We start from the raw sequence: 24,670 nt of genomic DNA, 5'->3' as shown, positions 1-24,670 counted from the left end.
CGCAGGTCAAGGATGGGCAAAGCGCGTGGCAGGTGACGGCATACGTGCGGAGGGGCTGTCGTCACCGAGGTGACGACAGCCCCTCGCCGGGCACGGGTGCCGAGGTCAGCTCTGCTTCGGGTTCACCTCGGGGGCGCCCTGGGCGGCCGGTGCGGAGGCCGCCGGCTTCGCGTCGACGCCGGCCTCCTTGCGCTGGGCGGGGGTGATCGGCGCCGGGGCCGCGGTCAGCGGGTCGTAGCCGCCACCGGACTTCGGGAACGCGATGACGTCGCGGATCGAGTCGGTGTGCGCGAGCAGCGAGACGATGCGGTCCCAGCCGAAGGCGATGCCGCCGTGCGGCGGGGCACCGAAGGCGAAGGCGTCGAGGAGGAAGCCGAACTTCTCCTGCGCGTCCTCCTCGGACAGGCCCATGACCTGGAAGACGCGCTCCTGAACGTCGCGGCGGTGGATACGGATCGAGCCGCCACCGATCTCGTTGCCGTTGCAGACGATGTCGTAGGCGTAGGCGAGCGCCGGCGCCGGGTCGGTGTCGAAGGTGTCGAGGAACTCGGGCTTGGGCGAGGTGAAGGCGTGGTGGACGGCCGTCCACGCGCCGGCACCCACGGCGACGTCGCCCGAGGCGACGGCGTCGGCCGCCGGCTCGAAGAGCGGGGCGTCGACGACCCAGAGGAAGCTCCAGGCCTCCTCGTCGATGAGCTCGCAGCGACGGCCGATCTCGAGACGGGCGGCGCCGAGGAGGGCCCGCGACGGCTTGGCCGCACCGGCGGCGAAGAAGATGCAGTCGCCCGGCTGGGCGCCGACGTGCTCGGCGAGGCCCGCGCGCTCGGCGTCGGTGAGGTTCTTGGCGACCGGGCCGCCGAGCTCGCCATGCTCCTGGACGAGGACGTAGGCGAGGCCACGGGCGCCGCGCTGCTTGGCCCACTCCTGCCACGCGTCGAGCTGCTTGCGCGGCTGGCTCGCACCACCGGGCATGACGACGGCACCGACGTAGTCGGCCTGGAAGACGCGGAAGGTCGTGTCGGCGAAGTAGCCGGTGCACTCGACGAGCTCGTTGCCGAAGCGCAGGTCGGGCTTGTCGGAGCCGTAGCGGGCCATCGCGTCGGCGTAGGTCATCCGCTGGAACGGGGCGTCGAGCTCGACGCCGATGAGGCGCCACAGGGCCTGGACGATCGACTCGCCGAGCTCGATGATGTCGTCCTGCTCGACGAAGCTCATCTCGATGTCGAGCTGGGTGAACTCCGGCTGGCGGTCGGCGCGGAAGTCCTCGTCGCGGTAGCAGCGGGCGATCTGGTAGTAGCGCTCCATGCCGGCCACCATGAGCAGCTGCTTGAACAGCTGCGGGCTCTGCGGAAGGGCGTACCACGAGCCGGGCGCGAGGCGCGCGGGCACGAGGAAGTCGCGCGCGCCCTCGGGCGTGGAGCGAGTCAGGGTCGGCGTCTCGATCTCGACGAAGTCGCGGGCGCCGAGCACGGCTCGCGCGGCGGCGTTGACCTTGGAGCGCAGGCGGATCGCGGCGCCGGCCGAGCTGGCACCGGGTCGGCGCAGGTCGAGGTAGCGGTGCTTGAGGCGCGCTTCCTCGCCGACGGTGACGCGCTCGTCGATCTGGAACGGCAGAGGGGCGGCGGGGTTGAGGACCTCGAGCTCGCTGACGATGACCTCGATGTCGCCCGTGGGCAGGTCGGGGTTGGCGTTGCCCTCGGGGCGCTCGCGCACCTCCCCGGTGACCTTGACGCAGAACTCGTTGCGCACGTCGTGGGCACCGCCCTGGGCGAGCACCTCGTCACGCGCGACGACCTGGGCGACACCCGAGGCGTCGCGCAGGTCGAGGAAGGCGACCCCGCCGTGGTCTCGACGCCGCGCCACCCAACCGGTGAGGGTGACGGTCTGGCCTGCGTGGTCGGCGCGGAGAGTGCCGGCCTCGTGAGTGCGGAGCACGGAGGGTCCTTCCGGGACGTGGTTCCCGCGGCACGAGGGCCGCCGGGGCTGAGCGAGGTGGTGAGCGAGTGTCGTGAGCAGGTGCCCGGCCGCTGGTCGGCCGTGGGCACCGAGGACCAATCCTAGACCGCCTGCACCTAGGCTCTTCGCCGTGCAGCACTCCCGCAACCGCGACCTCGACGGCGTCCGAGGTCTCGCGATCCTCCTCGTCGTCGCCGCCCACTCCGGGTTGCCAGTGCGCTGGGGCGGGCTGTCCGGGGTGACGCTCTTCTTCGTCCTGTCCGGCTACCTCATCACGAGCCTGCTCATCCGGGAGTGGGACCGCTGGGGCTCGGTGAGCCTGTGGCGCTTCTGGGGACGTCGGGCCCTGCGCCTGCTGCCCGCCCTCGTGCTCCTGCTCCTGCTCGCTCCCGTGCTGCTGTGGGCGACCGGCGACGACCGGCTCTCGACCTACCCGACGGCGGCGCTCGCGTCGCTCTTCTACGTCGGCAACTGGGTGCGCATCGCCGGGACGGACCTCGGGGTGCTCAACCACCTGTGGTCGCTCTCCGTCGAGGAGCAGTTCTACGTCGTCTGGCCGGCGATCTTCATCGTCCTGATGACGTGGCTACGCAGCCGGGCGCTCGCGGTCGTCCTCAGCCTCGCGGCGCTCGCGACCTTCTACTCGGTGTGGACGGTCGGCAGCGCGATCCGCCTCGACATCTCGACCGAGACGAACGCGTTCGCGCTGCTGCTGGGCGTGGCGCTCGCCTTCGCGCTGGCGGCTGTGCAGTCCCGGGGCTGGGAGCTGCCGGCCACGAGCCCCCTCGTCCCGTTCGTCGTCATGGTCGCCGTCTCGGCCTTCCCGGGCCACGGGCTCGCGGTCGACCACCCGCTCTTCCGCCCCCTCGGGGCCGTCTACGCCGTCGTCGGGGTGTGGCTCGTGTATGCCGCCGTGTCGGGTCACTCGCGGGTCGTGGGCTCCCGCTTCATGGTCTTCTTCGGCACCGTCAGCTACGCGCTCTACCTGTGGCACCAGACGTTCATCAACAGCTTGCTGCTCGGTGAGCACACGACGCCACGCAACCTGCTGCTCATCGCGGCCGCGGTCCTCGTGTCGTGGCTGTCGTGGGTGCTCGTCGAGCGGCCCGTCGGTCGGCTGCGCGGACGTCTCCGCCTCGACCAGCCGTCTCGACGCCAGCAGCAGTTCGCCGAGGCGCGCGACGTGCCGGCCGGTCCGCGCGCCAATCCGACGGCGTAGGGAGGGGGTCCCACAGGGCGTGGCCCTTCGGTCCTGAGAGCTCCCATGCGGTCCCGGCCGTCGTCGGCTTCGTCGTCGGCACGGCCGACACGGGCCGGTCACTGTCCTGAGAGGGGCTGGAGATCCCGGGAGGCTTCTGCCGCAAGGCAGTCCACGGCCACGGCCAGCGCGGGACTCGCCGTCATGGTGCGCCGCCAGACGAGGCTCACGGTGCGCTCGGAGACCGGGTCGACGATGGGGACGGCGACGACACCCGCGGGCAGCGGTCCCCGGCCGAGGCGGGGCACGAGGGCGATGGCCTCCCCCGCCGCGACGAGGGCGACGTGCGTGGCGAACTCGAGCGCGACATGGGCGATCCGCGGAGCCCGGCCGACGTCGGCATACATCTTCTGGAGCCACTGGTGACAGATGGATCCGGGCGCGACGCTGGCCCAGTGCACGTCGAGCACGTCCCTCACGCCGATGCTCCGTCGCGTGGCGAGGGGGTGGTCCTCGTGGACGAGGACGTCGGCGCGGTCCCGGCCGAGGTGGCGCACGTCGAGGTGGTCGGGGATGGCGAGCGGCAGCGGCTCCCAGTTGTGCACGAGGGCGAGGTCGTGGGTGCCGGCCGCGACGGCATCGACGGCGTCCCAGGGGTCGATCTCGTCGGGCCGCAGCACCACCTCCGGCGCGGCCTCCCGCAGGCGACCGATGGCGCCGACGACGACACCCCGGTAGGCCGTGGCGAACGTCGCGAGGCGCACCGTGCCCACGGTCTCGCCGCTGGCGCCGTGGAGACCGGCCTCGAGTCGCTCCATGTCGGCCAGCAGTCCCCGCGCCGCCCCGGAGAGCGTGCGACCGGCCTCGGTCAGCAGCACGCCGCGCCCCTGCCGCTCGAGCAGCTGCACCCCCGTCTGGGTCTCGAGGCGCTTGATCTGCTGGGACACCGCGCTCGGGGTGTAGTCGAGCGCGGCCGCGGCCGCGCCGACGGAGCCGTGGGCCTCGACGGCGACGAGGGAGCGCAGCGCGACCGGATCGATCATGCAGTGATGCTACACATTCGATGCCAGAACAGTTTGATGGACGTGAACAGTCCCGGGCCGCCACGATGAGGACATGCGCCGCCGTGACACCGCCCTCGCCGTCCTCGTCGCCCTCATCTGGGGCACGAACTTCGTCGCCATCCGCACCGGCATAGACTCGGTGCCGCCGCTGCTCTTCCTCGCGGTGCGCTTCGTCGTCGTCTGCGTCCCTGCGGTCTTCCTCGTCCGGCGCCCTGGCCTCCCCTGGCGCGACCTCGCGCTCATCGGGCTCTTCACGAGCCTCGGACAGTTCGCCCTCATGTACCTCGCCCTGCACCTCGGCATGCCGCCCGGGCTCGCCTCGCTCGTGCTCCAGGCGCAGGTGCTCCTCACCGTGGTCATCGCCGCGGTCTGGCTGCGCGAGCGCCCTTCGACGGCGCAGCGCCTCGGCGTCGCCCTGGGCGGGGCGGGACTGCTGACGATCGCGGTCGGGCGCGGGTTGTCGGCGCCGCTGCTCCCCCTCGTCGTGCTCGTCCTCGCCGCCGCGTCGTGGGCCGTCGGCAACGTGCTGACACGCCGAGCCGGAGCCCTCACGGGTCCGGGAGCCGGCCTCGGGGTCACCGTCTGGTCCGGCCTCGTCGTGCCGCTGCCGGCTCTCGCCCTGTCGTTCGTCTTCGAGGGACCCGATGCCATCGGGGCCGCTCTGGGCCATCTCCAGTGGCAGGCCGTGGCCTCGACCGCGTTCACGGCCTACCTCTCGTCACTCGTCGGCTACGGCATCTGGAACACCCTGCTCAGCCGCCACCCCGTCGCGAAGGTGACGCCGTTCGCGATGCTCGTCCCGGTCTTCGGCATGGCCGCCGCGGCCGTCGCCTTCGACGAGCGGCCCAACGCCCTCGAGCTGACCGGCGGGCTGGTGCTGCTGGCGGGCGTCGCCGTCGCCGTCATGCGCCGACGCGGTGACGTGACGGCTCCTGCGCCGACCGTCCCCGCGGACGGATCACCCGTGCTCGCCGTCGACGTAGAGCCAGCGGCCACCCCGGCGGCCGAAGCGGCTCACCTCGTGCAGCTCGCCCCGACCCACGGTCCCCGCTGACGGCTCGGCCCACCGGGCCACGAACTCGACGACGCCGTCGACGTCATCGGGCCCGCCGCGCTCGGTGCGCAGCACCGTCAGGCCCGTCCAGCGGGTCTGGGGGTCGAGCCCCACCCGCTCGGGCCGCGTCCGCGGGTGCCAGGTGCGCAGGAGGTACGCCTCGTCCCCCACGACGAAAGCCGTGTAGCGCGAGCGCATCAGCTCGTCCGCGGTCCCGGCCGGACGGTCGCCCGCGTGGAGCGGACCGCAGCACACGGCATACGCGAGCCCCTCGGTGCCTCCTCCGCACGGACACGTTCCGAAGAGCCCGGGGCCGAAGGGACCGCTCACGACCGCTGGGCGCGCTGGGCCTCGCGGGCGGGCCACGGCGCGTCGTGCGGCCGCAGGGTCGACCAGCCACGCCTGCGGGACAGCCCCGCGGACAGCAGGCCGACGAGCGTGGCCGAGTTGCTGATGCGTCCGTCGAGCGCCGCGTCGACGGCGTCGTCGAGGGACACCCAGAGCGGCCGGATCCCCAGCTCCTCGGCGGTGCGCTGGTGGGCGTCGGCGGCGGCGACCTCGTGGAGGCCACGAGCGAGGAAGATCCGCACCGTCTCGGGGAAGGCCCCCGGCGACGTGACGTCGTCGGCGAGCACGTGCCACTCGTCGGCGGTCAGGTCGACCTCCTCGGCGAGCTCGCGCGCGGCAGCCTCCCACGGCGGCTCACCGTCGACGTCGAGCAGGCCCGCGGGCAGCTCCCACACGTGGCCGCCGCTCGCGTGGCGGTACTGCCGGATGAGCAGCACGTGCGGGGTCCCGTCGAGCTCGCGCAGGGCAAGCACGGCGACGGCGCCGGGGTGCGTGACGAAGTCACGCGTCACGAGACCCCCGGCGCCGAGGTCGACGCGCTCGCGCACGACGTCGAAGATGATCCCCTCGAAGGGCGTCGACGACTCGACCACCGGCTCGGCGGTCCAGTCCTCGACGAGGTCGGCTCCAGTGCCTCGCGGCGCGTCCAGGCTCACCCGCGGCTCAGTCGGCGTCCGGGCCGGCACCCGACGCGGACACCGAGGCGAGCTCGTCGTGCGCGGCCCGCGCGCTCGCGTCCCGCTCGACCTGGCCGGCGTCGACGGCGGCACGGTGGCGCTCGACCTCGACGAGACGTTCGCTGCGCTGGCGCTCCAGGGCGGCCCCGACGAGACCCGCGAAGAGCGGGTGCGCGCGGTTGGGGCGCGACAGGAACTCCGGGTGGGCCTGGGTCGACACGTAGTACGGGTGGACCTCGCGCGGCAGCTCGACGAACTCGACGAGGCTGCCGTCGGGCGAGGTGCCGGAGAAGACGAGACCCGCCGTCTCGAGGTCGGCCCGGTAGGAGTTGTTGACCTCGTAGCGGTGGCGGTGGCGCTCCTTGACCTCGGCCTCGCCGTAGGCCTCGCGGATGACACTGCCCTCCTTGAGAGCGGCCGGGTAGAGGCCGAGGCGCATCGTGCCACCGAGGTCGCCGGCGCCCTCGACGAACGCCTTCTGCTCCTCCATCGTGGCGATGACGGGGTGCTGCGTCTCGGGGTCGAACTCCGTGGAGCTCGCGTCCTGGTTGCCGAGGACGCTCCGGGCGTACTCGATGACCATGCACTGCAGGCCGAGGCAGATGCCGAGGGTCGGCACCTGCTTCTCGCGGGCCCACGTCAGCGCACCGAGCTTGCCCTCGATGCCGCGCACCCCGAAACCGCCGGGCACGAGGACGGCGTCGACGCCGCCGAGCGCCTTCTGGGCGCCCGCCGGGGTCTGGCACTCGTCGCTGGCCACCCAGCGGATGTTGACCTTCGCGTCGTGGTGGAAGCCGCCGGCGCGCAGTGCCTCGGTGACCGAGAGGTAGGCGTCGGGCAGGTCGATGTACTTGCCGACGAGGGCGATCTCGATGTCGTGCTCCGGGTCGTGGACCCGCTCGAGCAGCTCGTCCCACTCGGTCCAGTCGACGTCGCGGAAGTTGAGCCCGAGCCGGCGGATGACGTAGGCGTCGAGACCTTCGCGGTGCAGCACCTTGGGGATGTCGTAGATGCTCGGGGCGTCGACCGCCGCCGCGACGGCGGTGACGTCGACGTCGCACATGAGCGAGATCTTGCGCTTGATGGGGTCGGGGATCTCGCGGTCGGCGCGCAGCACCAGGCCGTCGGGCTGAATGCCGACCTGGCGCAGCGCGGCGACGGAGTGCTGGGTCGGCTTCGTCTTCAGCTCGCCGCTCGGCGCGAGGTAGGGCACGAGCGAGACGTGCAGGAAGAAGCTGTTGTCGCGACCGATGAGGTGGCGCACCTGGCGCGCGGCCTCGAGGAAGGGCAGCGACTCGATGTCGCCGACCGTGCCGCCGATCTCGGTGATGATGACGTCCGGGGCGTCCGGACCTCCCGTGGCGAGCGCGCGCATCCGGGCGACGATCTCGTTGGTGATGTGCGGGATGACCTGGACGGTGTCACCGAGGTACTCGCCGCGGCGCTCCTTGGCGATGACGTTGTTGTAGACCTGCCCCGTCGTCACGTTGGCACTGCCGACGAGGTTGACGTCGAGGAAGCGCTCGTAGTGGCCGATGTCGAGGTCGGTCTCGGCCCCGTCGTCGGTCACGAAGACCTCGCCGTGCTGGAACGGGTTCATCGTCCCGGGATCGACGTTGATGTAGGGGTCGAGCTTCTGCATCGTGACCCGCAGGCCCCGCGATCTGAGAAGTCGTCCGAGGCTCGAGGCGGTGAGCCCCTTGCCGAGCGAGGAGGCGACGCCCCCGGTCACAAAGATGTGCTTCGTCGTATCCACCACGGGCTTTGAGTCTACGTCACTCAGCGAGGGTCCGTGACGTAGCGTTCCACCCACCGGCGCGTCTCGTCGTCGGGAGTGGGCCACCCGGCGGCCCGGGCACGTCCCGCGGCGCCCTCCCGGAGCCGGGCGTCGGCGTCGGTGAGCAGGCGGTCGACCTCGGCTGCAACTGCGGCCGGGTCCCCCACGGGGACAAGGGATCCCGTGTCACCGACGAGGTCGGGCAGACCGCCGGTGCGGGTCACCACGACCGGCACGCCGGCGGCCATGGCCTCCTGCACGACGAGCGCCCGGGCCTCCCAACGGCTCGTGAGGACGAACACGTCGGCCGCTCGGAGCCATTCCGACACATCGGTGCGCGCCCCCACGAAACGGACCTCCGCCCCCGCGCCCTCCCCGTGTCGTATGCCGTCCGCCTCCTCCTCGAGCCGCGCGCGGAGCCGCTCGTCCCCGCTTCCGATCACGACCCACGTCGCGACCGTGCGGGAGAGCCGGGCGGCCTCGACGAGCGTCGGAAGGTCCTTCTGGGGCGCGAGGCGCGACACCGTGAGCACGAGCGGACGGTCGGTCGGCACGCCCGCCCCGGCGAGGAGCTCGGCCCGCTCAGCCGGTTCGAGAGCGTGACGGTGGAGCAGGGCGGCGACGGCGGAGGACGGCACGAGGGCCAGCTCGGTCCGCCGGGCCCCGAGCGCGTCGGCGAGCGAGACGAGGTCGGCGCTCGCACCCGTCACGAGGTCGGCGCGCCGCAGGGACCAGGCGAGCAGTCGCCGGGCGGCGGACCCCCCCGCGCGTGCGGCCGCCGAGCGGGAGACCGGTGGGAGGTCGTTGTGGAGCGAGACCACGAGCCGCGGCCGGGGCCGCGCCCGGGCGACGGCCACGGCGGCGACGACCGCACCCTGGTGTCCGTGCGCGTGGACGACGTCGACCGTGCCCGCGAGGCGCATGATGCGGTGCCAGTCGATGAGGCCGCGAGGCGCGCGCAGCCCCCCGTAGACCGGCCAGAGGCGATGGGCGTCGGCCCAGCCGAACGTCCGCGCCGTCGAGTCCGCCGTCACGACCTGCACGTCGTGACCGTGCTCGCGCAGCCCCGACACGAGGGTGTCGACGTGCGCGCCGACACCGCCTGCGGCGCGGCCGAGGACCATGAGCACCCTCATGACGTCTCCGAGGGCCCGGCCGCGCGGGGGTCGGACCCTCCGGTCGGGGAAGACGTGGACGCGGCGTCGTCGGCCGGACCCCGACCCGGCGAGGTCGGTGAGGTCGGTGAGGTCGGTGAGGTCGGTGAGGTCGGTGAGGTCGTGGCGGGCGTGGTCGACGTGGTCGTGGTCGACGAGGGCCGGCGCAGGCGGGTGAGGACCGAGCGGTCGAGGAGGAGGACGACGACGACGAGCGTCACCGCGGCCGCGAGCGCCACGGCGAGGCCCTGCGCTGCGGCGACGAGCAGTCCGTCCGCGGTCCAGAGGCCGCCGAGCCACCAGCCGAGGACGGCTGCCGACGCGGCGCCGGCCAGCCCGGCGAGGACGGGCCGGGCGGGGACGGCCAGCGCCGCCGCGCCCCAGCTCCAAGCGACGAGGACCGCGAGGGCGAGCGCCCCGGCCACGAGCCCGACGCTGGTGCCGAGGGCAAGGGTGCGCACGGTCGCCGCGGGTCCGGGCGCGCCGTCGAGGGCCAAGAGCGGGACGACGGTCGTCGCGAGCCACGCGACGGCGACCACGGCGCCGGCGACCCGGGCGCGGCCGCGCACGTACGACGCGCGGGTCAGCAGGCCGATCGCGCAGAGCCCCACGATGCCGGGCGCCACGAGCACGAGAGCGTCGGGGATGGCGGACAGCGCGTCGGCTCCGTCGCCGTCCGCGCGCCCCGCGTCGAGCAGGGCGAAGAAGGCGCCGACCGGGCGGGCGACGGCCACGAGCAGGCCCCCGGCCAGCAGTCCGGCCAGCAGGGTGGCGAGCCACGTGCGCCGCAGCACGTCCGCGGCAGCGGGCCCCGGCTCGGACCCCACGGGATCGCGCTCCGGGCCCCGGCGGCCGGCCTCCGCACTGCCCGCCAGCGTCGGGAACGCCGCGGTGGCGAGCGGGACGGCGAGGACGGCATACGGCAGCAGGGAGACGGCCTGGACGTAGGTGTAGACGTTCAGCGTCCCGGGTCCGCCGCGGTCGTTGGCGAGGCGGATGAAGACGAGGGTCGCGAGCTGCTGACCGGCCACGGCGAGCAGCCCCGCCACCGCGAGCCGCCGGACGCGGGCGGCCACGCCGTGCGGGAAGCGCGTCGTCACGGTGAGGTGGACCCCGGCGCGACGCACCGGCACGAGGAGCGGCAGGGACAGCGCGACGACTCCGAGGGTCGTGCCCACGGCGAGCACCGTCGTCGCGGACGTCGGGACCTCCGCGATCGGAGCGGCGGGGTCGGTGGCGGCGGCGGCGTAGGCGACGTACGTCGCGATGACGACGAGACTGGACAGGAGCGGTGCCAGGGCCGCCGCGACGAAGCGGTGGTGCGACTGGAGCACCCCACCGAGCACGATGCCGATGCCGTAGAGCGGGATCTGGATCGCGAACACCCTCAGGAGGTCGGCGCCGAGACCCACCGCGCCGGGACAGGCGTCTCCCGCTCCGAGCAGACCCCGCGCGATCGGCTCGGCGGCGAGGGCGACGAGCAGGCCCAGCGGCACGAGGACGACGACCACCCACGTGAGCAGGGCGGAGGCGGTGTGGTCGGCCTCGACCCGGTCGCCCCGAGCCAGGGCGCCGGCGACGAGAGGCACGGCGACGGCCGCGAGCACTCCCCCGGCCGCGATCTCGAAGAGCACGTTGGGCACCGCGTTGACCGACTGGTAGACGCTGCCGACGCAGGTGGCGCCGACCGAGTGCGAGAAGACGAACCACCGTCCGAAGCCGACGACCCGGGCCACGAGCGTGATCACCGCGATGGTGCCCGCGGCGGCGAACATCCCGCGGCGGGAGACGGGCCCGGTCCCCGGGGTCCGCTCGGTCATCGGAGGTCCCGGCCCCACTCGTCGAGACGGCGCAGGACGGGGTGGTCCTCGATGACGCGGGTGAAGCTGACGCGCTCCGAGGCGATCGTCAGGGCCGCGAGGCCGGCGAGCGCGACGGCCCGGCCGGCGAGCCCGGTGCGCTCGACGATCGCGAGACCGACGAGCGCCCCCGCGGCGTTGGCGCCGGTGTCGCCGAGCATGGCGGTGGCCCGGAGGTCGTCGCGGACGACGCCGAGCGAGGAGCCGACGGCGGCCGCGGCCGGCAGCCCGCCCACGAGCGGGAGGCCGGCGGCGACGGTGACCTTGAGCGCCCGTCCGGGACGCAGGTCGAAGAGGTTGACCGCGTTGGCGGCCCCCGCTACGACGGCACCGCCGACGAGCGTGGCCAGCACCCCCGGACGGGAGGGACGGGTCGCGTCGGAGAGCGCCGCACCGATGAGACCGGCGGCGCCGAGACCGACGATCTTGACCGTGCCAGTCGTGACCTCGCCCCGCGCCAGGGCGCCGAGGTGGCCCTTGAGGCCCTTGTCCGATGTCCCGCCCGCGAGGTCGTCGAGCGCCCCCAGAGCGCCCGCGGCCACCGCGACCACGACCGCAGAGCGCGCCGACCCCCGGACGGCTCCGCCGGGTCCGACGGGTCCGCCGGCCAGACGTGACGCGGCGGCTCCGGCGACGGCACCGCCGACCCAGGCGGGACCCTCGAGCAGGGTGACCGGGTGGCCGGCGTGGTTGATGCGCTCCCAGGGCTCGCGGAGGGCAGGTGCCCCCCTCCGGCCGAGGCGCAGGAGGGCCCAGGACGCCGCCGCCGAACCGAGGACGGCGGCCAGCGACGCGACGGCGGACGAGCCCGCGCGCGAGGTTGGCGTCACGGAAGCACCCGCGGGACGGTGGCCGTGGCTCCCGCGGCGACGCCGTAGTGTCCGACGCGCTCGTCGAGGACACCCTCGATCGCGAGGACCACGGTCGCCGGACCGTCACCCGCCCGGGCGTGGTCGACCGTGGAGGCGATCCCGGCCGTCTCGGACTTCTCGCGGACGGCCTGGACGGCGTTCGACGTCACGGGCTGGCCTGCGGCCGCGGCCGTCTCGCCACCGGCGACGACGGTCGCCCGGGTCGAGCCGGCGAAGGACGTGACCAGGGCGCGGACTGCGTCGGAGCGCGCGTTCACGACGGACTCGGTGCCGGCGTAGTCGCCGGACACGACGACGGCGAGGTCGGCGGGCGCGAGATCGGCCACCGAGCTGTCGACGAGGTCCGCGTCGACGAGCACCTTGAGGGCGGCGGTGCGCTGGGCCGAGGTGCCGGTGTCGCTCGTCGAGACCGTGAGATCGGTGAGCACCTGCACGAGCAGGTCGTCGCCCGTCGCGGTCGACTCGACGCCGTATGCCGACGCGGCCTCCTTGGCGGCCTGCGCGCGATCGGCGGCCTGGGTGGGGTCGAACCAGTCGGGGCTGAGCGTGACCGTCCCGGTGAGGACCGCGCCGCTCTGCGTGACGACACCCTCGAGGTTCGTGACCATCGTGCCGTCGGCGGACGGCAGCACGACGACGACCGTGCGGTGACCGGACAGCCGACCCTTGACCACCCGCTGCTGCACGGCGGTCGCGTACTCGTCGGACGCGTCCACGAGCTTCTCGCTCGTGGCCAGCTTGTCGTTGAGGGTCTGCTTCTCGGTGCGCAGGGCGGCGACCTGGTCGCTCAGCTGGTCGCCGAGGTTGGCCTGCAGGGGCCCCGCCCCGAGGACGATGCCCACCGCGAGCGCGAGGAAGACCGAGATGATCGAGACGAGGTGGTAGCGGAAGTCGATCACGTGAAGATCCCAACGATGGCGGTCCAGAGGTCGTCCCAGCGGGCGGCGAGGACCTGCAGCCACGCCTGACCGGCCGGTGTCGACGCGAGGGCTGCGAAGAAGGCGAGGACCCCGGCGAGCAGCATCGTCACGAGCAGCCGGCCCGGGATGCGGGCGCGGTAGAGCTGGCTGACACCCTTGGCGTCGACGAGCTTGCTGCCGACGCGCAGGCGGGTGAGGAACGTCGACGCCTGGCCGTCGCGCCCCTTGTCGAGGAACTCTACGAGCGTGACGTGGGTCCCGACGGCGACGATGAGCTCGGCACCGGAGTCGTCGGCCAGGAGCATCGCGACGTCCTCGCTCGTGCCCGCCGCGGGGAAGACGACGGGAGTGATCCCGAGGGCCTCGACCCGCGCGAGGCCCGGGGCGCGCCCGTCACGGTAGGCGTGCACGACGATCTCGGCGCCGCAGCGCAGCGCCTTGTCCGAGACGGAGTCCATGTCGCCGACGATGAGGTCGGGCTGGTGACCGGACTCGAGGATGGCGTCGGCGCCGCCGTCGACCCCGATGAGGATCGGACGGTACTCGCGGATGTAGGGCCGGAGGGTCTCGAGGTCCTCGCGGTAGTGGTAGCCGCGCACGACGATGAGGCAGTGCCGGCCGTCGAGCTGGGTGGTGATGGGTGGCACGCCGATGCCGTCGAGGAGCAGGTCGCGCTCCTTGCGGATGTACTCCATCGTGTTCGTCGCGAAGGCCTCGATCTGCACGGCGAGCCCGGCCCGAGCCTCGTGCATCTGGGCCTGGACGGCCTCGGCGTCGAGCAGCGTGCCCGTCGCGACCTGGGTCTCGCCCGCCCACAGGTCGCTGCCGTCGAGGCGCACCGTCTGGCCCTCGGTGAGAGCCATGACATCGGGCCCGGCGGCGTCGAGCACGGGGATGCCTGCCTCGACGAGGATCTGCGGACCGAGGTTCGGGTAGCGACCGCTGATCGAGGCGCTGGCATTGACCACCGCGGCGGGCCGGACGGTGACGAGGGCGTCCGCACTCACCTTGTCGAGGTCCGCATGGTCGATGACGGCGATGTCGCCCGGCTGCAGCCGCTTCGTCAGCGCCTTGGTGCGCCGGTCGACACGCGCGGGGCCGACCACGCCGGGACCGGTGTCCCGGGCGTGCGAGCGACGTCGGATGGAGAGGGCCATGATGGCCTCAATCGTGCCACGTCGGAGGATCGGCGACCCCATCGGTCCGGGCCGTGGCGCGGCGCTCGGGACGCCACTCGGAACGGCGGTCCGACCGATGCTCGGAGGCGTGTCCCAGGATCAGGCGCGGGCGCCGCTGCGGTCGGTCGGACGCGTGCCGACCCGGGCGCCGCTGGTCTGCTCGAGCAGGTCACCGGCGTGGGCCAGCCCGGCCTCGGAGTCGGGGTCGCCGCCCATCATCCGGGACAGCTCCCGCAGCCTCGCGTCACCGTCGACGACGGTGACGCTGCTCGAGGTGATGCGGCCGTCGTCGGCCTTGTGCACGACGAGATGGCGGTCGGCGAAGGCCGCGACCTGGGCGAGGTGGGTGACGACGATGACCTGGGCGTGCTCGGCGAGAGCGGCCAGTCGCGCACCCACGTCGAGAGCCGCCCGACCGCCGACCCCGGCGTCGACCTCGTCGAAGACGAACGTGGGCGGTCCGCTCGCGGCCTCGCCCGACGCGCTGCGCGAGCCGACGACCTCGAGCGCGAGCATGACGCGGGAGAGCTCACCGCCCGAGGCGGCCCGGGCGACGCTGCGCGGCGTGGCTCCCGGGTTGGCCGCGAGCAGGATCTCGACGTCGTCGATGCCGTGTCGGGCCAGCCGTACGCGGTCGCCGTCGGGCAGCGCCACGCCCTCGGGGTCGGTGCGGCGGCGCAGCTCCACGTGGACGACAGCCTTGCCCATGGCCAGGTGCGAGAGCTCGTCGGAGACGCGGGTGCCGAAGTCGTCCCCCGCGGCGCGGCGGGCCTCGGACAGCGAGACGGCGGCCGCGACGACGGCGGCCTCGAGCTCGGCCACCTCGGCGCCCAGCCGCTCGACGCGGTCGTCGGCGGTCACGAGCTCGTCGAGGCGAGCAGCCCCTCGACCCGACCACTCGAGGACCTCGTCGACGGTCTCGCCGTACTTGCGGGTGAGGACCCCGAGCGCCGCCCGACGCTCCTGGACGTAGCCGAGCCGCTCCGGGTCGAGGTCGACGTCCTCGAGGTATGCCGTGAGGTCGGCGGACAGGTCGGTGACGAGCGTGCCCACCTCGTGCAGACGCTCGTCGAGGCCCGCGAGGGCCTGGTCGTGCGCCGTGGCCGGACCGAGGGCACCGCGCGCCGAGCCGATGAGGTCACGGACGTTGGGAGCCGGCTCGGCGGCATACTCGTCGCCGCTGAGGTCGGCGAGTGCCTGGGCTGCGGCCAGGCGAAGGGTGTCGGCGTGCGCGAGGCGCTCGTCCTCGGCACGCAGGGCCGCGTCCTCGCCCGGCTGGGGGTCGACGGCCTCGATCTCCTCGAGCGAGGCGGTGAGCGAGTCGATCTCACGGGCACGCTCGCGAGCCTCCGAGACGAGCCGCTCGTGCTCTCGAGCCGACCCGCGCCAGCGGTCGTAGAGCTCGCCGACGCGGTCGCGGAGCGCCGTGAGGTCGGGCCCCCCGAAGTCGTCGAGCACCACCCGGTGGGCGTCACCCTGCTTGAGCCGCCACTGGTCGGCCTGCCCGTGCACGGCGACGAGCATCTGGCCGAGCTCGGCGAGCACGGAGACGGGCGCCGTGCGACCACCGACGTGCGCGCGCGACCTGCCGGCCGCGGCGATGGTGCGGGCGATGACGAGCTCGCCGTCCTCGTGGTCGGCGCCCGCCTCGTCGGCCCGGACGAGGGCCGGGTGGTCCAGGGGCAGCTGCACGACTCCCTCGACGAGGGCCGAGGCGGATCCGGTGCGCACGAGGCCGGAGTCTGCTCGCTCACCGAGCAGCAGTCCGAGACCCGACACGACCATGGTCTTGCCGGCGCCGGTCTCACCGGTGAGCACGTTGAGCCCGGGGCTCAGGTCGAGGACGGCGTCGTCGATGACACCGACGCCCCGGATCCTCATCTGGCTGAACACGGGTCCACCTTAGGGCCGGGCACCCTCACCGCCGTCGACGTCGTCCACGGGCGGGGCGGTGTCGCCGTTGCCGCGCCACCCGGCGACCGAGAGGTTGAACTTCGCGACGAGGCGGTCGGTGAACGGTGCGCTCGTCAGCCGGGCGAGGCGCAGCGGACGCAGCCCGCGGCGTACCTCGATGCGGGCACCCGGCGGGAGGTCGACGTGGCGCCGGCCGTCGCACCACATGACCCCCGCTCCCTCGGTGGCCGCCTTGATCTCGACGGCCAGGTGGGTGTCGGGACCGAGCACGAGCGGCCGGGCGAAGAGGGCGTGGGCCGCGCTGGGGACGAGGAGCATGGCCTCGACCTGTGGCCACACGACCGGCCCACCGGCCGAGAAGGCGTATGCCGTCGAGCCCGTCGGCGTGGAGACGATGACGCCGTCGCAGCCCCAGCTCGACAACGGTCGGCCGTCGACCTCGACGGTGACCTCGAGCATGCGCTCGCGGGCCGCCTTCTCGACGCTGACCTCGTTGAGGGCCCAGCTGCTCGCGATGAGGTCGCCGTGCAGCTTGGCGTCGACGTGGAGCGTCATGCGCTCCTCGACGGCGTAGTCGTTGCTCGCGATGTGCTCGACCGTGGCGTCGAGGTCGTCGCGCTCGGCCTCGGCGAGGAAACCGACGTGGCCGAGGTTGACGCCGAGCAGCGGCACGTCGACGCTGCGCGCGAACTCGGCGCCGCGCAGGATGGTGCCGTCGCCGCCGAGCACCACGACGAGGTCGCACCCCTCCGCGACCTGCTCCTCGGCCGACGCGACGTGCACGCGCGAGCTGTCCTTGAGGTCGAGGGCCTCGGCCTCGTCGGCCTGGAGCGACACGTCGATGCCGAGGTGCGTGAGGCGTTGCACGACGCCCTTGGCGACCGTCAGCGCCTCGGGGCGCCTCGGGTGGGCCACGAGCAGGATGCGGCGCGTCACGGGGCTCCTTCCAGGTCGACGGCCTCCAGCATGTCATCCACCGCCGTCACGGAGGCGCCCGGGACCGGTCTCGGCGCGAGCCAGAGGAGGAACTCGCGGTTGCCGTCACCGCCCGCGATCGGGCTGGCCGTCGCGCCGTGCAGGTGCAGGTGCAGGTCGGTCGCGACCTGGACCACGTCCCGCAGCACTCGGCGGCGCTCGTGCGGCGAGGTGACCACGCCCGTGCGGCTGAGCCGCTCGCGCCCCACCTCGAACTGCGGCTTCACGAGGACGACGACGTCGCCCTCGTCGGTGACGAGGGGTCGCATGGCGGGCAGGGCGATGGCGAGTGAGATGAAGCTGAGGTCGGACACGACGAGGTCGAAAGGGCCTCCGAGCGTCTCGGCGTCGACGTCGCGGATGTTGGTGCCGGGCAGGTCGCGCACCCGCGGGTCGGCACCGATCGACGCGACGAGCTGGTCGTGGCCGACGTCGAGCGCGGTCACGTGAGCGGCGCCGCGCTCGAGGAGCACCTGGGTGAAGCCGCCGGTGCTCGCCCCGACGTCGAGGCACCGCCGGCCCTCGACGGGGACCGGCCACGCGTCGAGGGCGTGGAGCAGCTTGACGGCCGCGCGCCCCACCCAGCGGTCGGGCTCGCGGGTCAGCTCGACGGTCGACGAGTCGTCGACGGGCAGGGCTGGCTTGCTGGCCTGCCGGCCGTCGACGAGCACCACACCGGCGGTGACGAGCTCACGGGCCTGGGTGCGCGACCGGGCCAGGCCACGGGCGACGAGCTCGACGTCGAGACGACGCGTCACGCGCCACCCAGACCGCCGAGGCGGCTCTGCAGGCTACGGTGGGCGTGCTCGCCCGACTCGATGCGCTCGGCGAACGACCCGGCCTGCGACTCGGCCAGGCGCATCATCGCCTCGTCGACCGCCTGGTCGCCCGTCAGGGGCGGGGTGGGCACGTCGGGCGTCGCGTCGAGCGGGGCATAGGGCACTTCGGCCGTCGCGGTGTCGGCGTCGCTCGCGTCGTCGGACGGGTCGTCCTCGTCGTCCTCGTCGTCCTCGTCGGTGAGGTCCTCGAGGTCGTCTCCGGACACGTCCGCATCGCTCGAGTCGTCGGACTGGTCGTCGGAGTCGTCCCACTCGTCGGTGGTCTCGTCGCCCGCGTCGGAGTCCGAGTCCATCGGGTCGAGCTCCTCGGCGACCTCGAGCGGTTCGCCGGACCCGAGGTCGTCGCGCCGAGCGTCACTGTCGCCGAACATGTGCTGCCTCCGTGCCGAGTGGTTGGTTCGCTGCGGTCACGCTACCGGGTCGGGGTCGCCGAGTCGTCGACCAGGCGGTCGAGCGTCGCTGCCTCGCGGCGCAGCTGCTCGCGCGGCACTCCCTCGCCACGCGCGTCCAGCAACGCCGCCAGGCCGGCCCGCACGAGCTGAATGCCGCCCGCACCCCGCCGCTCGATGACGAGGTCGTCGCCGTTGCGGGTCACCCGCGCCGCACCGCACCGCCAGCCTCCGGCGTCGGCCACCGGAGCGGCATACGGCATGAGCAGCTCGGCCAAGGAGGCGATGACGTAGGTCGGTGACGACTCGCTCACGACGAGGTCGGAGGGTCGGTCGACGCCGGTCACGACCCACGCCGAGTCGAGACCGGTCGCCTCGGCGCCGACGATGTCGGTGCCGATCCGGTCGCCGACCGCCAGCGTCCTGGCGGCGGTGGTGCCGAGACGCTCGAGAGCGAGGCCGTAGAGCGGCGGGTGCGGCTTGCCGACGACGTCTGGGCGACGCCCAAGCGCGGCGGCGAGCAGGTCGACGTAGGCACCGTTCCCCGGGGACTGGCCCCACGGCAGCGGCAGGGTGGCGTCGTCGTTCGTCGCGACCCACGGCAGGCCGGTCGTCAGGAGTCGCGTCGCCGTCTCGAAGTCGCGCACGCGCAGGTCCTTGCCGAAACCCTGCAGCACGGCATCGACCTCGTCCGGGCCGGGTCCGTCGTCGTCGCCGACGACGACGGGCGTGAGGCCGGCATCACGCAGCGCCTCGACGACACCCTCTCCCCCCAGCGCGAGGACGGCAGCGCCCGACGGAAGGTCGTCGGCGAGGCGGGCAGCGCCTGCCTGCGCACTCGACACGACGTCGGATGCCGTCGCTGGAGCGCCGAGGCCGGCGATCTGGGCGGCCACCTCGGTGGGGACCCGGGAGGCGCTGTTCGTCGCGTAGACCACGCGGATCCCGCGACTCACCAAGTCCTGCAGCGCTTCCGGCGCCCCGGGAACGGCGTCCGCACCTCGGTACACGACGCCGTCGAGGTCGCACACCACTGCGTCGTAGCCCGCGATGAGCGGCTGCGCCGGCGCCTCCGTGGCTGTCTCCGTGTCCATGCGACCTCCTGCGCCAGACCCTACGACGAGCGGTGGCCAGGCACGCCGGTCGGTCCGGAACGCAGAACGGGCCCGACCGCGGCGGTCGGGCCTGTTCTGCGTTCACCGCTTGGTGCTCAGCGCTCGTCGGCATCCTCGTCGGCGTCGGCGTCGGCGTCGTCCTCGTCGGCGTCGTCCTCGTCGGCGTCGTCCTCGCCGTTGCCGTAGGACTCGAAGGCGTCGTCCTCGTCCTCGTCGCCGAGCAGGTCGGTGACATCGACTCCGTCGAGCTCCTCGAGACGTTCCGCCGCGTCGGTGGTCAGCTCGTGGTCGGCGTCCGCGGCCCGTGCGAACCAGTCACGCGCGACCTCGAGGTCACCGGCGGCGAGCTTGGCGTCCGCGTAGGCGTAGAAGAGCCGCGCTGCCGAGGGACGGTTCGGGTTGATCCGCTTGACCAGGTCGCTGAGGCCGGCGACAGCGGCATCGAGCTGACCGAGGTCACGGCGGATGCCGGACACCACGATCGCCAGCTCGACGCGGTCGTCGATCGCCAGGTTGGCAGCCTCGTCGGACTGGGCGAGCTCGAGCGCCTTGTCGTGACGACCGAGGGCTCGCTCGCAGTCGACCATGAGCGGGAGCAGGTGGCTCGAGCCGGAGAGACGCCGGACCGTGCGGAACTCCCCCAGCGCCCGAGCCCAGTCGCCGAGGCGGTAGGCGACGAGACCCAGTGACTCCCTGGCCGCCGGGACACGGCCGGCGCGGCGCACCGCGGTCTCGGCGTGGGCGAGGGCGGCCTCGGGCTCGACGTCGAGCAGCTCGGCCACCATGACGAGGTGCTGGGCGACGCCCTCGGCGTTCTCCTTGGAGAGCGTGCGCAGCTGGTTCTTGACGCCTCGGTCGACCTCCTGGCCGGTGACACCCTCGCGGATGGCGGGCTCCGGCTTCCTCGGCGACTTCGGCGTCAGACGAGCACCACCGCGCCGCTCGTCGTCCTGAGGACGGCCGGACCCGCCGCGCGGCCGGTCGTCGAAGCGACGCGGGCCTCTGTCGTCACGACCGCCACCGGAGCGACGGTCGTCAGAGCGGTAGCCACCACGGTCGCTGCTGCCACCGCCGGAGCGACGGTCATCGGACCGGTAGCCGCCACGGTCGCTGCTGCCACCGCCGGAGCGACGGTCGTCAGAGCGGTAGCCCCCACGGTCGCCGCCGCCACTGTTCGAGGGGCGGTAGCCGCCACGGTCGCTGCTGCCACCGCCGGAGCGACGGTCGTCAGAGCGGTAGCCCCCACGGTCGCCGCCGCCACTGTTCGAGGGGCGGTAGCCGCCACGGTCGCTGCTGCCACCGCCGGAGCGACGGTCATCGGACCGGTAACCACCACGGTCACTGCCACCGCCCGAGCGACGGTCGTCCGACCGGTAACCACCACGATCACTGCCACCGCCGGAGCGACGGTCGTCCGACCGGTAACCACCACGATCACTGCCACCGCCGGAGCGACGGTCGTCCGACCGGTAACCACCACGATCACTGCCACCGCCGGAGCGACGGTCGTCCGACCGGTAACCACCACGATCACTGCCACCGCCGGAGCGACGGTCGTCCGACCGGTAACCACCACGATCACTGCCACCGCCGGAGCGACGGTCGTCCGACCGGTAACCACCACGATCACTGCCACCGCCGGAGCGACGGTCGTCCGACCGGTAACCACCACGATCACTGCCACCGCCGGAGCGACGGTCGTCCGACCGGTAACCACCACGATCACTGCCACCGCCGGAGCGGCGGTCGTCAGACCGGTAGCCCCCACGGTCATCTCGACGCGGTCCCGCTGAACGGGGGGCGCCCGACCGGGGAGCCCCCGAGCTCCGGCCGGCGCCGCTGCCCCGTGCGGGACCTCGCTGGCCGCCGTCGCGGTCGCGTCGGTCGCCTCGGCTGTCGTTGCCGTCCTGGTCACTCATGTTGTTCATCCTTCCGCGCCGACCGCGGTCGGCGCCACCTCTGGTGTCGTCGAGCACAAAAAGAAAGAGCGCCCCAGTCGGATCAATGAAGTTCCGTCTGGGGCGCTCTGACAAAGTGTGTCCGGCTGCGTCCTACTCTCCCACACCGTCACCAGTGCAGTACCATCGGCGCTGAAGGGCTTAGCTTCCGGGTTCGGAATGGAGCCGGGCGTTTCCCCTTCGCTATGACAGCCGAAACTCTATGGAGATATCAATTCAGTGGGTGTTGGTGTCCCGTTTGTATCTCGGGAACCGCACAGTGGACGCGTAGCATCTTTGTAAGTCAAGTTATCGGCTTATTAGTACCGGTCAGCTCCACACATTGCTGTGCTTCCACATCCGGCCTATCAACCCAGTAGTCTAGCTGGGAGCCTCTCGCCCTCGCGGGCCTGGAAACCTCATCTTGAAACGTGCTTCCCGCTTAGATGCTTTCAGCGGTTATCACTTCCGAACGTAGCTAATCAGCGGTGCTCTTGGCAGAACAACTGACACACCAGAGGTTCGTCCATCCCGGTCCTCTCGTACTAGGGACAGCCTTTCTCAAGTTTCCTACGCGCACAGCGGATAGGGACCGAACTGTCTCACGACGTTCTAAACCCAGCTCGCGTACCGCTTTAATGGGCGAACAGCCCAACCCTTGGGACCTACTCCAGCCCCAGGATGCGACGAGCCGACATCGAGGTGCCAAACCATGCCGTCGATATGGACTCTTGGGCAAGATCAGCCTGTTATCCCCGGGGTACCTTTTATCCGTTGAGCGACGGCGCTTCCACAAGCCACCGCCGGATCACTAGTCCCGACTTTCGTCCCTGCTCGACATGTCTGTCTCACAGTCAAGCTCCCTTGTGCACTTACACTCGAAACCTGATTACCAACCAGGCTGAGGGAACCTTTGGGCGCCTCCGTTACCTTTTAGGAGGCAACCGCCCCAGTTAAACTACCCACCAGGCACTGTCCCTGATCCGGATCACGGACCGAGGTTAGATATCCAGAACGACCAGAGTGGTATTTCAACGTTGACTCCACCATCACTGACGTGACGGCTTCACAGTCTCCCACCTATCCTACACAAGCCGTACCGAACACCAATACCAAGCTGTAGTAAAGGTCCCGGGGTCTTTCCGTCCTGCTGCGCGTAACGAGCATCTTTACTCGTAGTGCAATTTCGCCGAGTTCGTGGTTGAGACAGTGGAGAAGTCGTTACGCCATTCGTGCAGGTCGGAACTTACCCGACAAGGAATTTCGCTACCTTAGGATGGTTATAGTTACCACCGCCGTTTACTGGCGCTTAAGTTCTCAGCTTCGCCGTGAGGCTAACCGGTCCCCTTAACGTTCCAGCACCGGGCAGGCGTCAGTCCGTATACATCGTCTTGCGACTTGGCACGGACCTGTGTTTTTAGTAAACAGTCGCTTCTCCCTGGTCTCTGCGGCCGATCACGCTCAGGAAGCAAGTTCCGTCACGATCAGGGCCCCCCTTCTCCCGAAGTTACGGGGGTATTTTGCCGAATTCCTTAACCACGATTCACTCGATCGCCTTGGTATTCTCTACCTAACCACCTGAGTCGGTTTGGGGTACGGGCGGCTCGAACCTCGCTAGAAGTTTTTCTCGGCAGCATAGGATCACCCTCTTCCCGCATTCGCGGTCACTATCAGGTCTCAGGCTTATGTGCGATCCGGATTTGCCTGGATCGCGCCCTACACCCTTGGACGTGGACAACCATCGCCACGCGGAGGCTACCTTCCTGCGTCACTCCATCGCTTGACTACTACCAGATCGGGTCGTGCGCTCCACGCGCCCTGTGGACCCGAAGGTCCGGTGGGCGTGCTTCAGGCACTGAGCATCACTGGGTTCATCATGGGCGGTCCTTCGCCGGTTCCGGAATATCAACCGGATGTCCATCGACTACGCCTGTCGGCCTCGCCTTAGGTCCCGACTTACCCAGGGCAGATTAGCTTGACCCTGGAACCCTTGGTTATTCGGCGGACGGGTTTCTCGCCCGTCATTCGCTACTCATGCCTGCATTCTCACTCGTGTGGCCTCCACGGCTGGTTCACACCGCCGCTTCCCTGGCCACACGACGCTCCCCTACCCATCAACACGCCTGGACACCGAACCCGCAGGTGTCGGTGCCGAGCAGTATGTCAATGCCACAGCTTCGGTGGTGTGCTTGAGCCCCGCTACATTGTCGGCGCGGAATCACTTGACCAGTGAGCTATTACGCACTCTTTAAAGGGTGGCTGCTTCTAAGCCAACCTCCTGGTTGTCACAGCAACTCCACATCCTTTCCCACTTAGCACACGCTTAGGGACCTTAGCTGGTGATCTGGGCTGTTTCCCTCTCGACTACGGAGCTTATCCCCCGCAGTCTCACTGCCACGCTCTCACTTACCGGCATTCGGAGTTTGGCTAACGTCAGTAACCTGGTGAGGCCCATTAGCTATCCAGTAGCTCTACCTCCGGCAAGAAACACGTGACGCTGCACCTAAATGCATTTCGGGGAGAACCAGCTATCACGGAGTTTGATTGGCCTTTCACCCCTACCCACAGCTCATCCCCTCAGTTTTCAACCTAAGTGGGTTCGGTCCTCCACGCAGTCTTACCTGCGCTTCAACCTGGCCATGGGTAGATCACTCCGCTTCGGGTCTAGACCCAGCGACTATGGGCGCCCTGTTCGGACTCGCTTTCGCTACGGCTTCCCCACACGGGTTAACCTCGCCACTGAGCACTAACTCGCAGGCTCATTCTTCAAAAGGCACGCTGTCACCCCACACGCCCAACGGCGGGAGGCTCCAACGGATTGTAGGCACACGGTTTCAGGATCTATTTCACTCCCCTCCCGGGGTACTTTTCACCTTTCCCTCACGGTACTTGTCCGCTATCGGTCACCAGGGAATATTTAGGCTTAGCAGGTGGTCCTGCCAGATTCACACGGGATTTCTCGGGCCCCGTGCTACTTGGGAAATCCACCGGGAGTCCACACCATTTCGTCTACGGGGGTCGCACCCTCTATGCCGAGCCATTCAATGCTCTTCGACTATGACGCAGATTTCTTACTCCCCGACGACCTGTCAGAGCCGGCTGGTGGGTCCCACGACCCCGAACGTGCAACGCCTGACAGCTATCACACACGCCCGGTTTAGCCTCATCCGCTTTCGCTCGCCACTACTCACGGAATCACATGTTGTTTTCTCTTCCTGTGGGTACTGAGATGTTTCACTTCCCCACGTTCCCTCCACACACCCTATATATTCAGGTGCGGGTGACTGGACTTGCCTCCAGCCGGGTTTCCCCATTCGGAAATCCTCGGATCACAGTCTGGTTATCGACTACCCGAGGCTTATCGCAGATTCCTACGTCCTTCTTCGGTTCCTGGTGCCAAGGCATCCACCGTGTGCCCTTAAAAACTTGACACTACAAAGATGC

Annotated in this window: 19 protein-coding genes and 2 rRNA genes; 2 read left to right on the top strand and 19 right to left on the bottom strand. The window is 71.1% G+C overall.

The window, feature by feature from the left end; translation table 11 throughout:
* Window positions 1-105: 105 nt before the first annotated feature.
* Complete coding sequence (gene aspS / locus ACSSS0_RS19935; protein ID WP_487229356.1) at window positions 106-1,935, bottom strand: aspartate--tRNA ligase; 1,830 nt, start codon at window positions 1,933-1,935, stop codon at window positions 106-108.
* A 151-nt stretch (window positions 1,936-2,086) separates the two neighbouring features.
* Between aspS and ACSSS0_RS19930 the strand changes: the two genes are divergently transcribed.
* Window positions 2,087-3,175, top strand: coding sequence for an acyltransferase family protein (locus ACSSS0_RS19930; RefSeq protein ID WP_487229355.1), 1,089 nt, complete (start codon window positions 2,087-2,089; stop codon window positions 3,173-3,175).
* Window positions 3,176-3,273: 98 nt separating this feature from the next.
* On the opposite strand, the gene ACSSS0_RS19925 is transcribed toward ACSSS0_RS19930, so the two are convergent.
* The gene (locus ACSSS0_RS19925) at window positions 3,274-4,197 is read right to left on the bottom strand and encodes a LysR family transcriptional regulator (protein ID WP_487229354.1); all 924 of its coding nucleotides are present in this window, start codon (window positions 4,195-4,197) and stop codon (window positions 3,274-3,276) included.
* A gap of 73 nt (window positions 4,198-4,270) precedes the next feature.
* Here ACSSS0_RS19925 and ACSSS0_RS19920 point away from each other — a divergent pair, with 73 nt between their 5' ends.
* The gene (locus ACSSS0_RS19920; RefSeq protein ID WP_487229353.1) at window positions 4,271-5,272 is read left to right on the top strand and encodes an EamA family transporter; all 1,002 of its coding nucleotides are present in this window, start codon (window positions 4,271-4,273) and stop codon (window positions 5,270-5,272) included.
* On the opposite strand, the gene ACSSS0_RS19915 is transcribed toward ACSSS0_RS19920, so the two are convergent.
* From ACSSS0_RS19915 to ACSSS0_RS19835, 17 genes are all read right to left on the bottom strand, one after another.
* Window positions 5,177-5,602 carry a YchJ family protein gene (locus ACSSS0_RS19915; RefSeq protein ID WP_487229352.1) on the bottom strand — a complete coding sequence of 142 codons (426 nt, stop codon included), beginning with the start codon at window positions 5,600-5,602 and terminating at the stop codon, window positions 5,177-5,179. The genes ACSSS0_RS19920 and ACSSS0_RS19915 overlap by 96 nt on opposite strands.
* Window positions 5,599-6,276: an NUDIX domain-containing protein gene (locus ACSSS0_RS19910; protein WP_487229351.1), complete on the bottom strand. Its 678-nt coding sequence runs from the start codon at window positions 6,274-6,276 to the stop codon at window positions 5,599-5,601. The genes ACSSS0_RS19915 and ACSSS0_RS19910 overlap by 4 nt, the downstream gene beginning before the upstream one ends.
* A gap of 7 nt (window positions 6,277-6,283) precedes the next feature.
* Window positions 6,284-8,056, bottom strand: a complete 1,773-nt coding sequence (pyrG, locus tag ACSSS0_RS19905; RefSeq protein ID WP_435986279.1) for a CTP synthase — start codon at window positions 8,054-8,056, stop codon at window positions 6,284-6,286.
* Window positions 8,057-8,076: 20 nt separating this feature from the next.
* Complete coding sequence (locus ACSSS0_RS19900) at window positions 8,077-9,210, bottom strand: glycosyltransferase family 4 protein (RefSeq protein ID WP_487229350.1); 1,134 nt, start codon at window positions 9,208-9,210, stop codon at window positions 8,077-8,079.
* A complete protein-coding gene (locus tag ACSSS0_RS19895) occupies window positions 9,207-11,048 on the bottom strand; it encodes a lipid II flippase MurJ (protein ID WP_487229349.1) in 1,842 nt (613 codons plus the stop codon). Before ACSSS0_RS19895 ends, ACSSS0_RS19900 begins: the two co-directional genes overlap by 4 nt.
* A complete protein-coding gene (locus ACSSS0_RS19890) occupies window positions 11,045-11,917 on the bottom strand; it encodes a hypothetical protein (RefSeq protein WP_487229348.1) in 873 nt (290 codons plus the stop codon). The genes ACSSS0_RS19895 and ACSSS0_RS19890 overlap by 4 nt, the downstream gene beginning before the upstream one ends.
* Window positions 11,914-12,858, bottom strand: coding sequence for a copper transporter (locus tag ACSSS0_RS19885; protein WP_487229347.1), 945 nt, complete (start codon window positions 12,856-12,858; stop codon window positions 11,914-11,916). Before ACSSS0_RS19885 ends, ACSSS0_RS19890 begins: the two co-directional genes overlap by 4 nt.
* Window positions 12,855-14,036: a putative cytokinetic ring protein SteA gene (gene steA / locus ACSSS0_RS19880; RefSeq protein ID WP_487229346.1), complete on the bottom strand. Its 1,182-nt coding sequence runs from the start codon at window positions 14,034-14,036 to the stop codon at window positions 12,855-12,857. Before steA ends, ACSSS0_RS19885 begins: the two co-directional genes overlap by 4 nt.
* A gap of 120 nt (window positions 14,037-14,156) precedes the next feature.
* Entirely contained in the window at window positions 14,157-15,950 is a 1,794-nt protein-coding gene (gene recN, locus ACSSS0_RS19875; protein ID WP_487229345.1) for a DNA repair protein RecN, read from the bottom strand.
* 9 nt (window positions 15,951-15,959) lie between these two features.
* Window positions 15,960-16,907 carry an NAD kinase gene (locus ACSSS0_RS19870; protein ID WP_435986286.1) on the bottom strand — a complete coding sequence of 316 codons (948 nt, stop codon included), beginning with the start codon at window positions 16,905-16,907 and terminating at the stop codon, window positions 15,960-15,962.
* Window positions 16,904-17,704 (bottom strand): TlyA family RNA methyltransferase, encoded by an 801-nt coding sequence (locus ACSSS0_RS19865; RefSeq protein WP_487229344.1) that lies wholly within the window; start codon window positions 17,702-17,704, stop codon window positions 16,904-16,906. The genes ACSSS0_RS19870 and ACSSS0_RS19865 overlap by 4 nt, the downstream gene beginning before the upstream one ends.
* Complete coding sequence (locus ACSSS0_RS19860; RefSeq protein WP_487229343.1) at window positions 17,701-18,156, bottom strand: hypothetical protein; 456 nt, start codon at window positions 18,154-18,156, stop codon at window positions 17,701-17,703. The genes ACSSS0_RS19865 and ACSSS0_RS19860 overlap by 4 nt, the downstream gene beginning before the upstream one ends.
* Window positions 18,157-18,197: 41 nt before the next feature.
* The gene (locus tag ACSSS0_RS19855; RefSeq protein ID WP_487229342.1) at window positions 18,198-19,268 is read right to left on the bottom strand and encodes an HAD-IIA family hydrolase; all 1,071 of its coding nucleotides are present in this window, start codon (window positions 19,266-19,268) and stop codon (window positions 18,198-18,200) included.
* Window positions 19,269-19,384: 116 nt separating this feature from the next.
* Window positions 19,385-20,074, bottom strand: a complete 690-nt coding sequence (locus tag ACSSS0_RS19850; RefSeq protein ID WP_487229341.1) for a tetratricopeptide repeat protein — start codon at window positions 20,072-20,074, stop codon at window positions 19,385-19,387.
* A 134-nt stretch (window positions 20,075-20,208) separates the two neighbouring features.
* Complete coding sequence (locus ACSSS0_RS19845) at window positions 20,209-21,204, bottom strand: hypothetical protein (protein ID WP_487229340.1); 996 nt, start codon at window positions 21,202-21,204, stop codon at window positions 20,209-20,211.
* A 123-nt stretch (window positions 21,205-21,327) separates the two neighbouring features.
* Window positions 21,328-21,444 (bottom strand): 5S ribosomal RNA (rrf, locus tag ACSSS0_RS19840).
* Between the two features lie 82 nt (window positions 21,445-21,526).
* Window positions 21,527-24,658, bottom strand: a 23S ribosomal RNA gene (locus ACSSS0_RS19835).
* Window positions 24,659-24,670 lie beyond the last annotated feature (12 nt).

It is taken from the genome of Terrabacter sp. R4-6 (assembly GCF_057529065.1).
The sequence above is the reverse complement of the archived record's forward strand: the minus strand, read 5'-3'. Positions and strand labels throughout refer to the sequence as shown.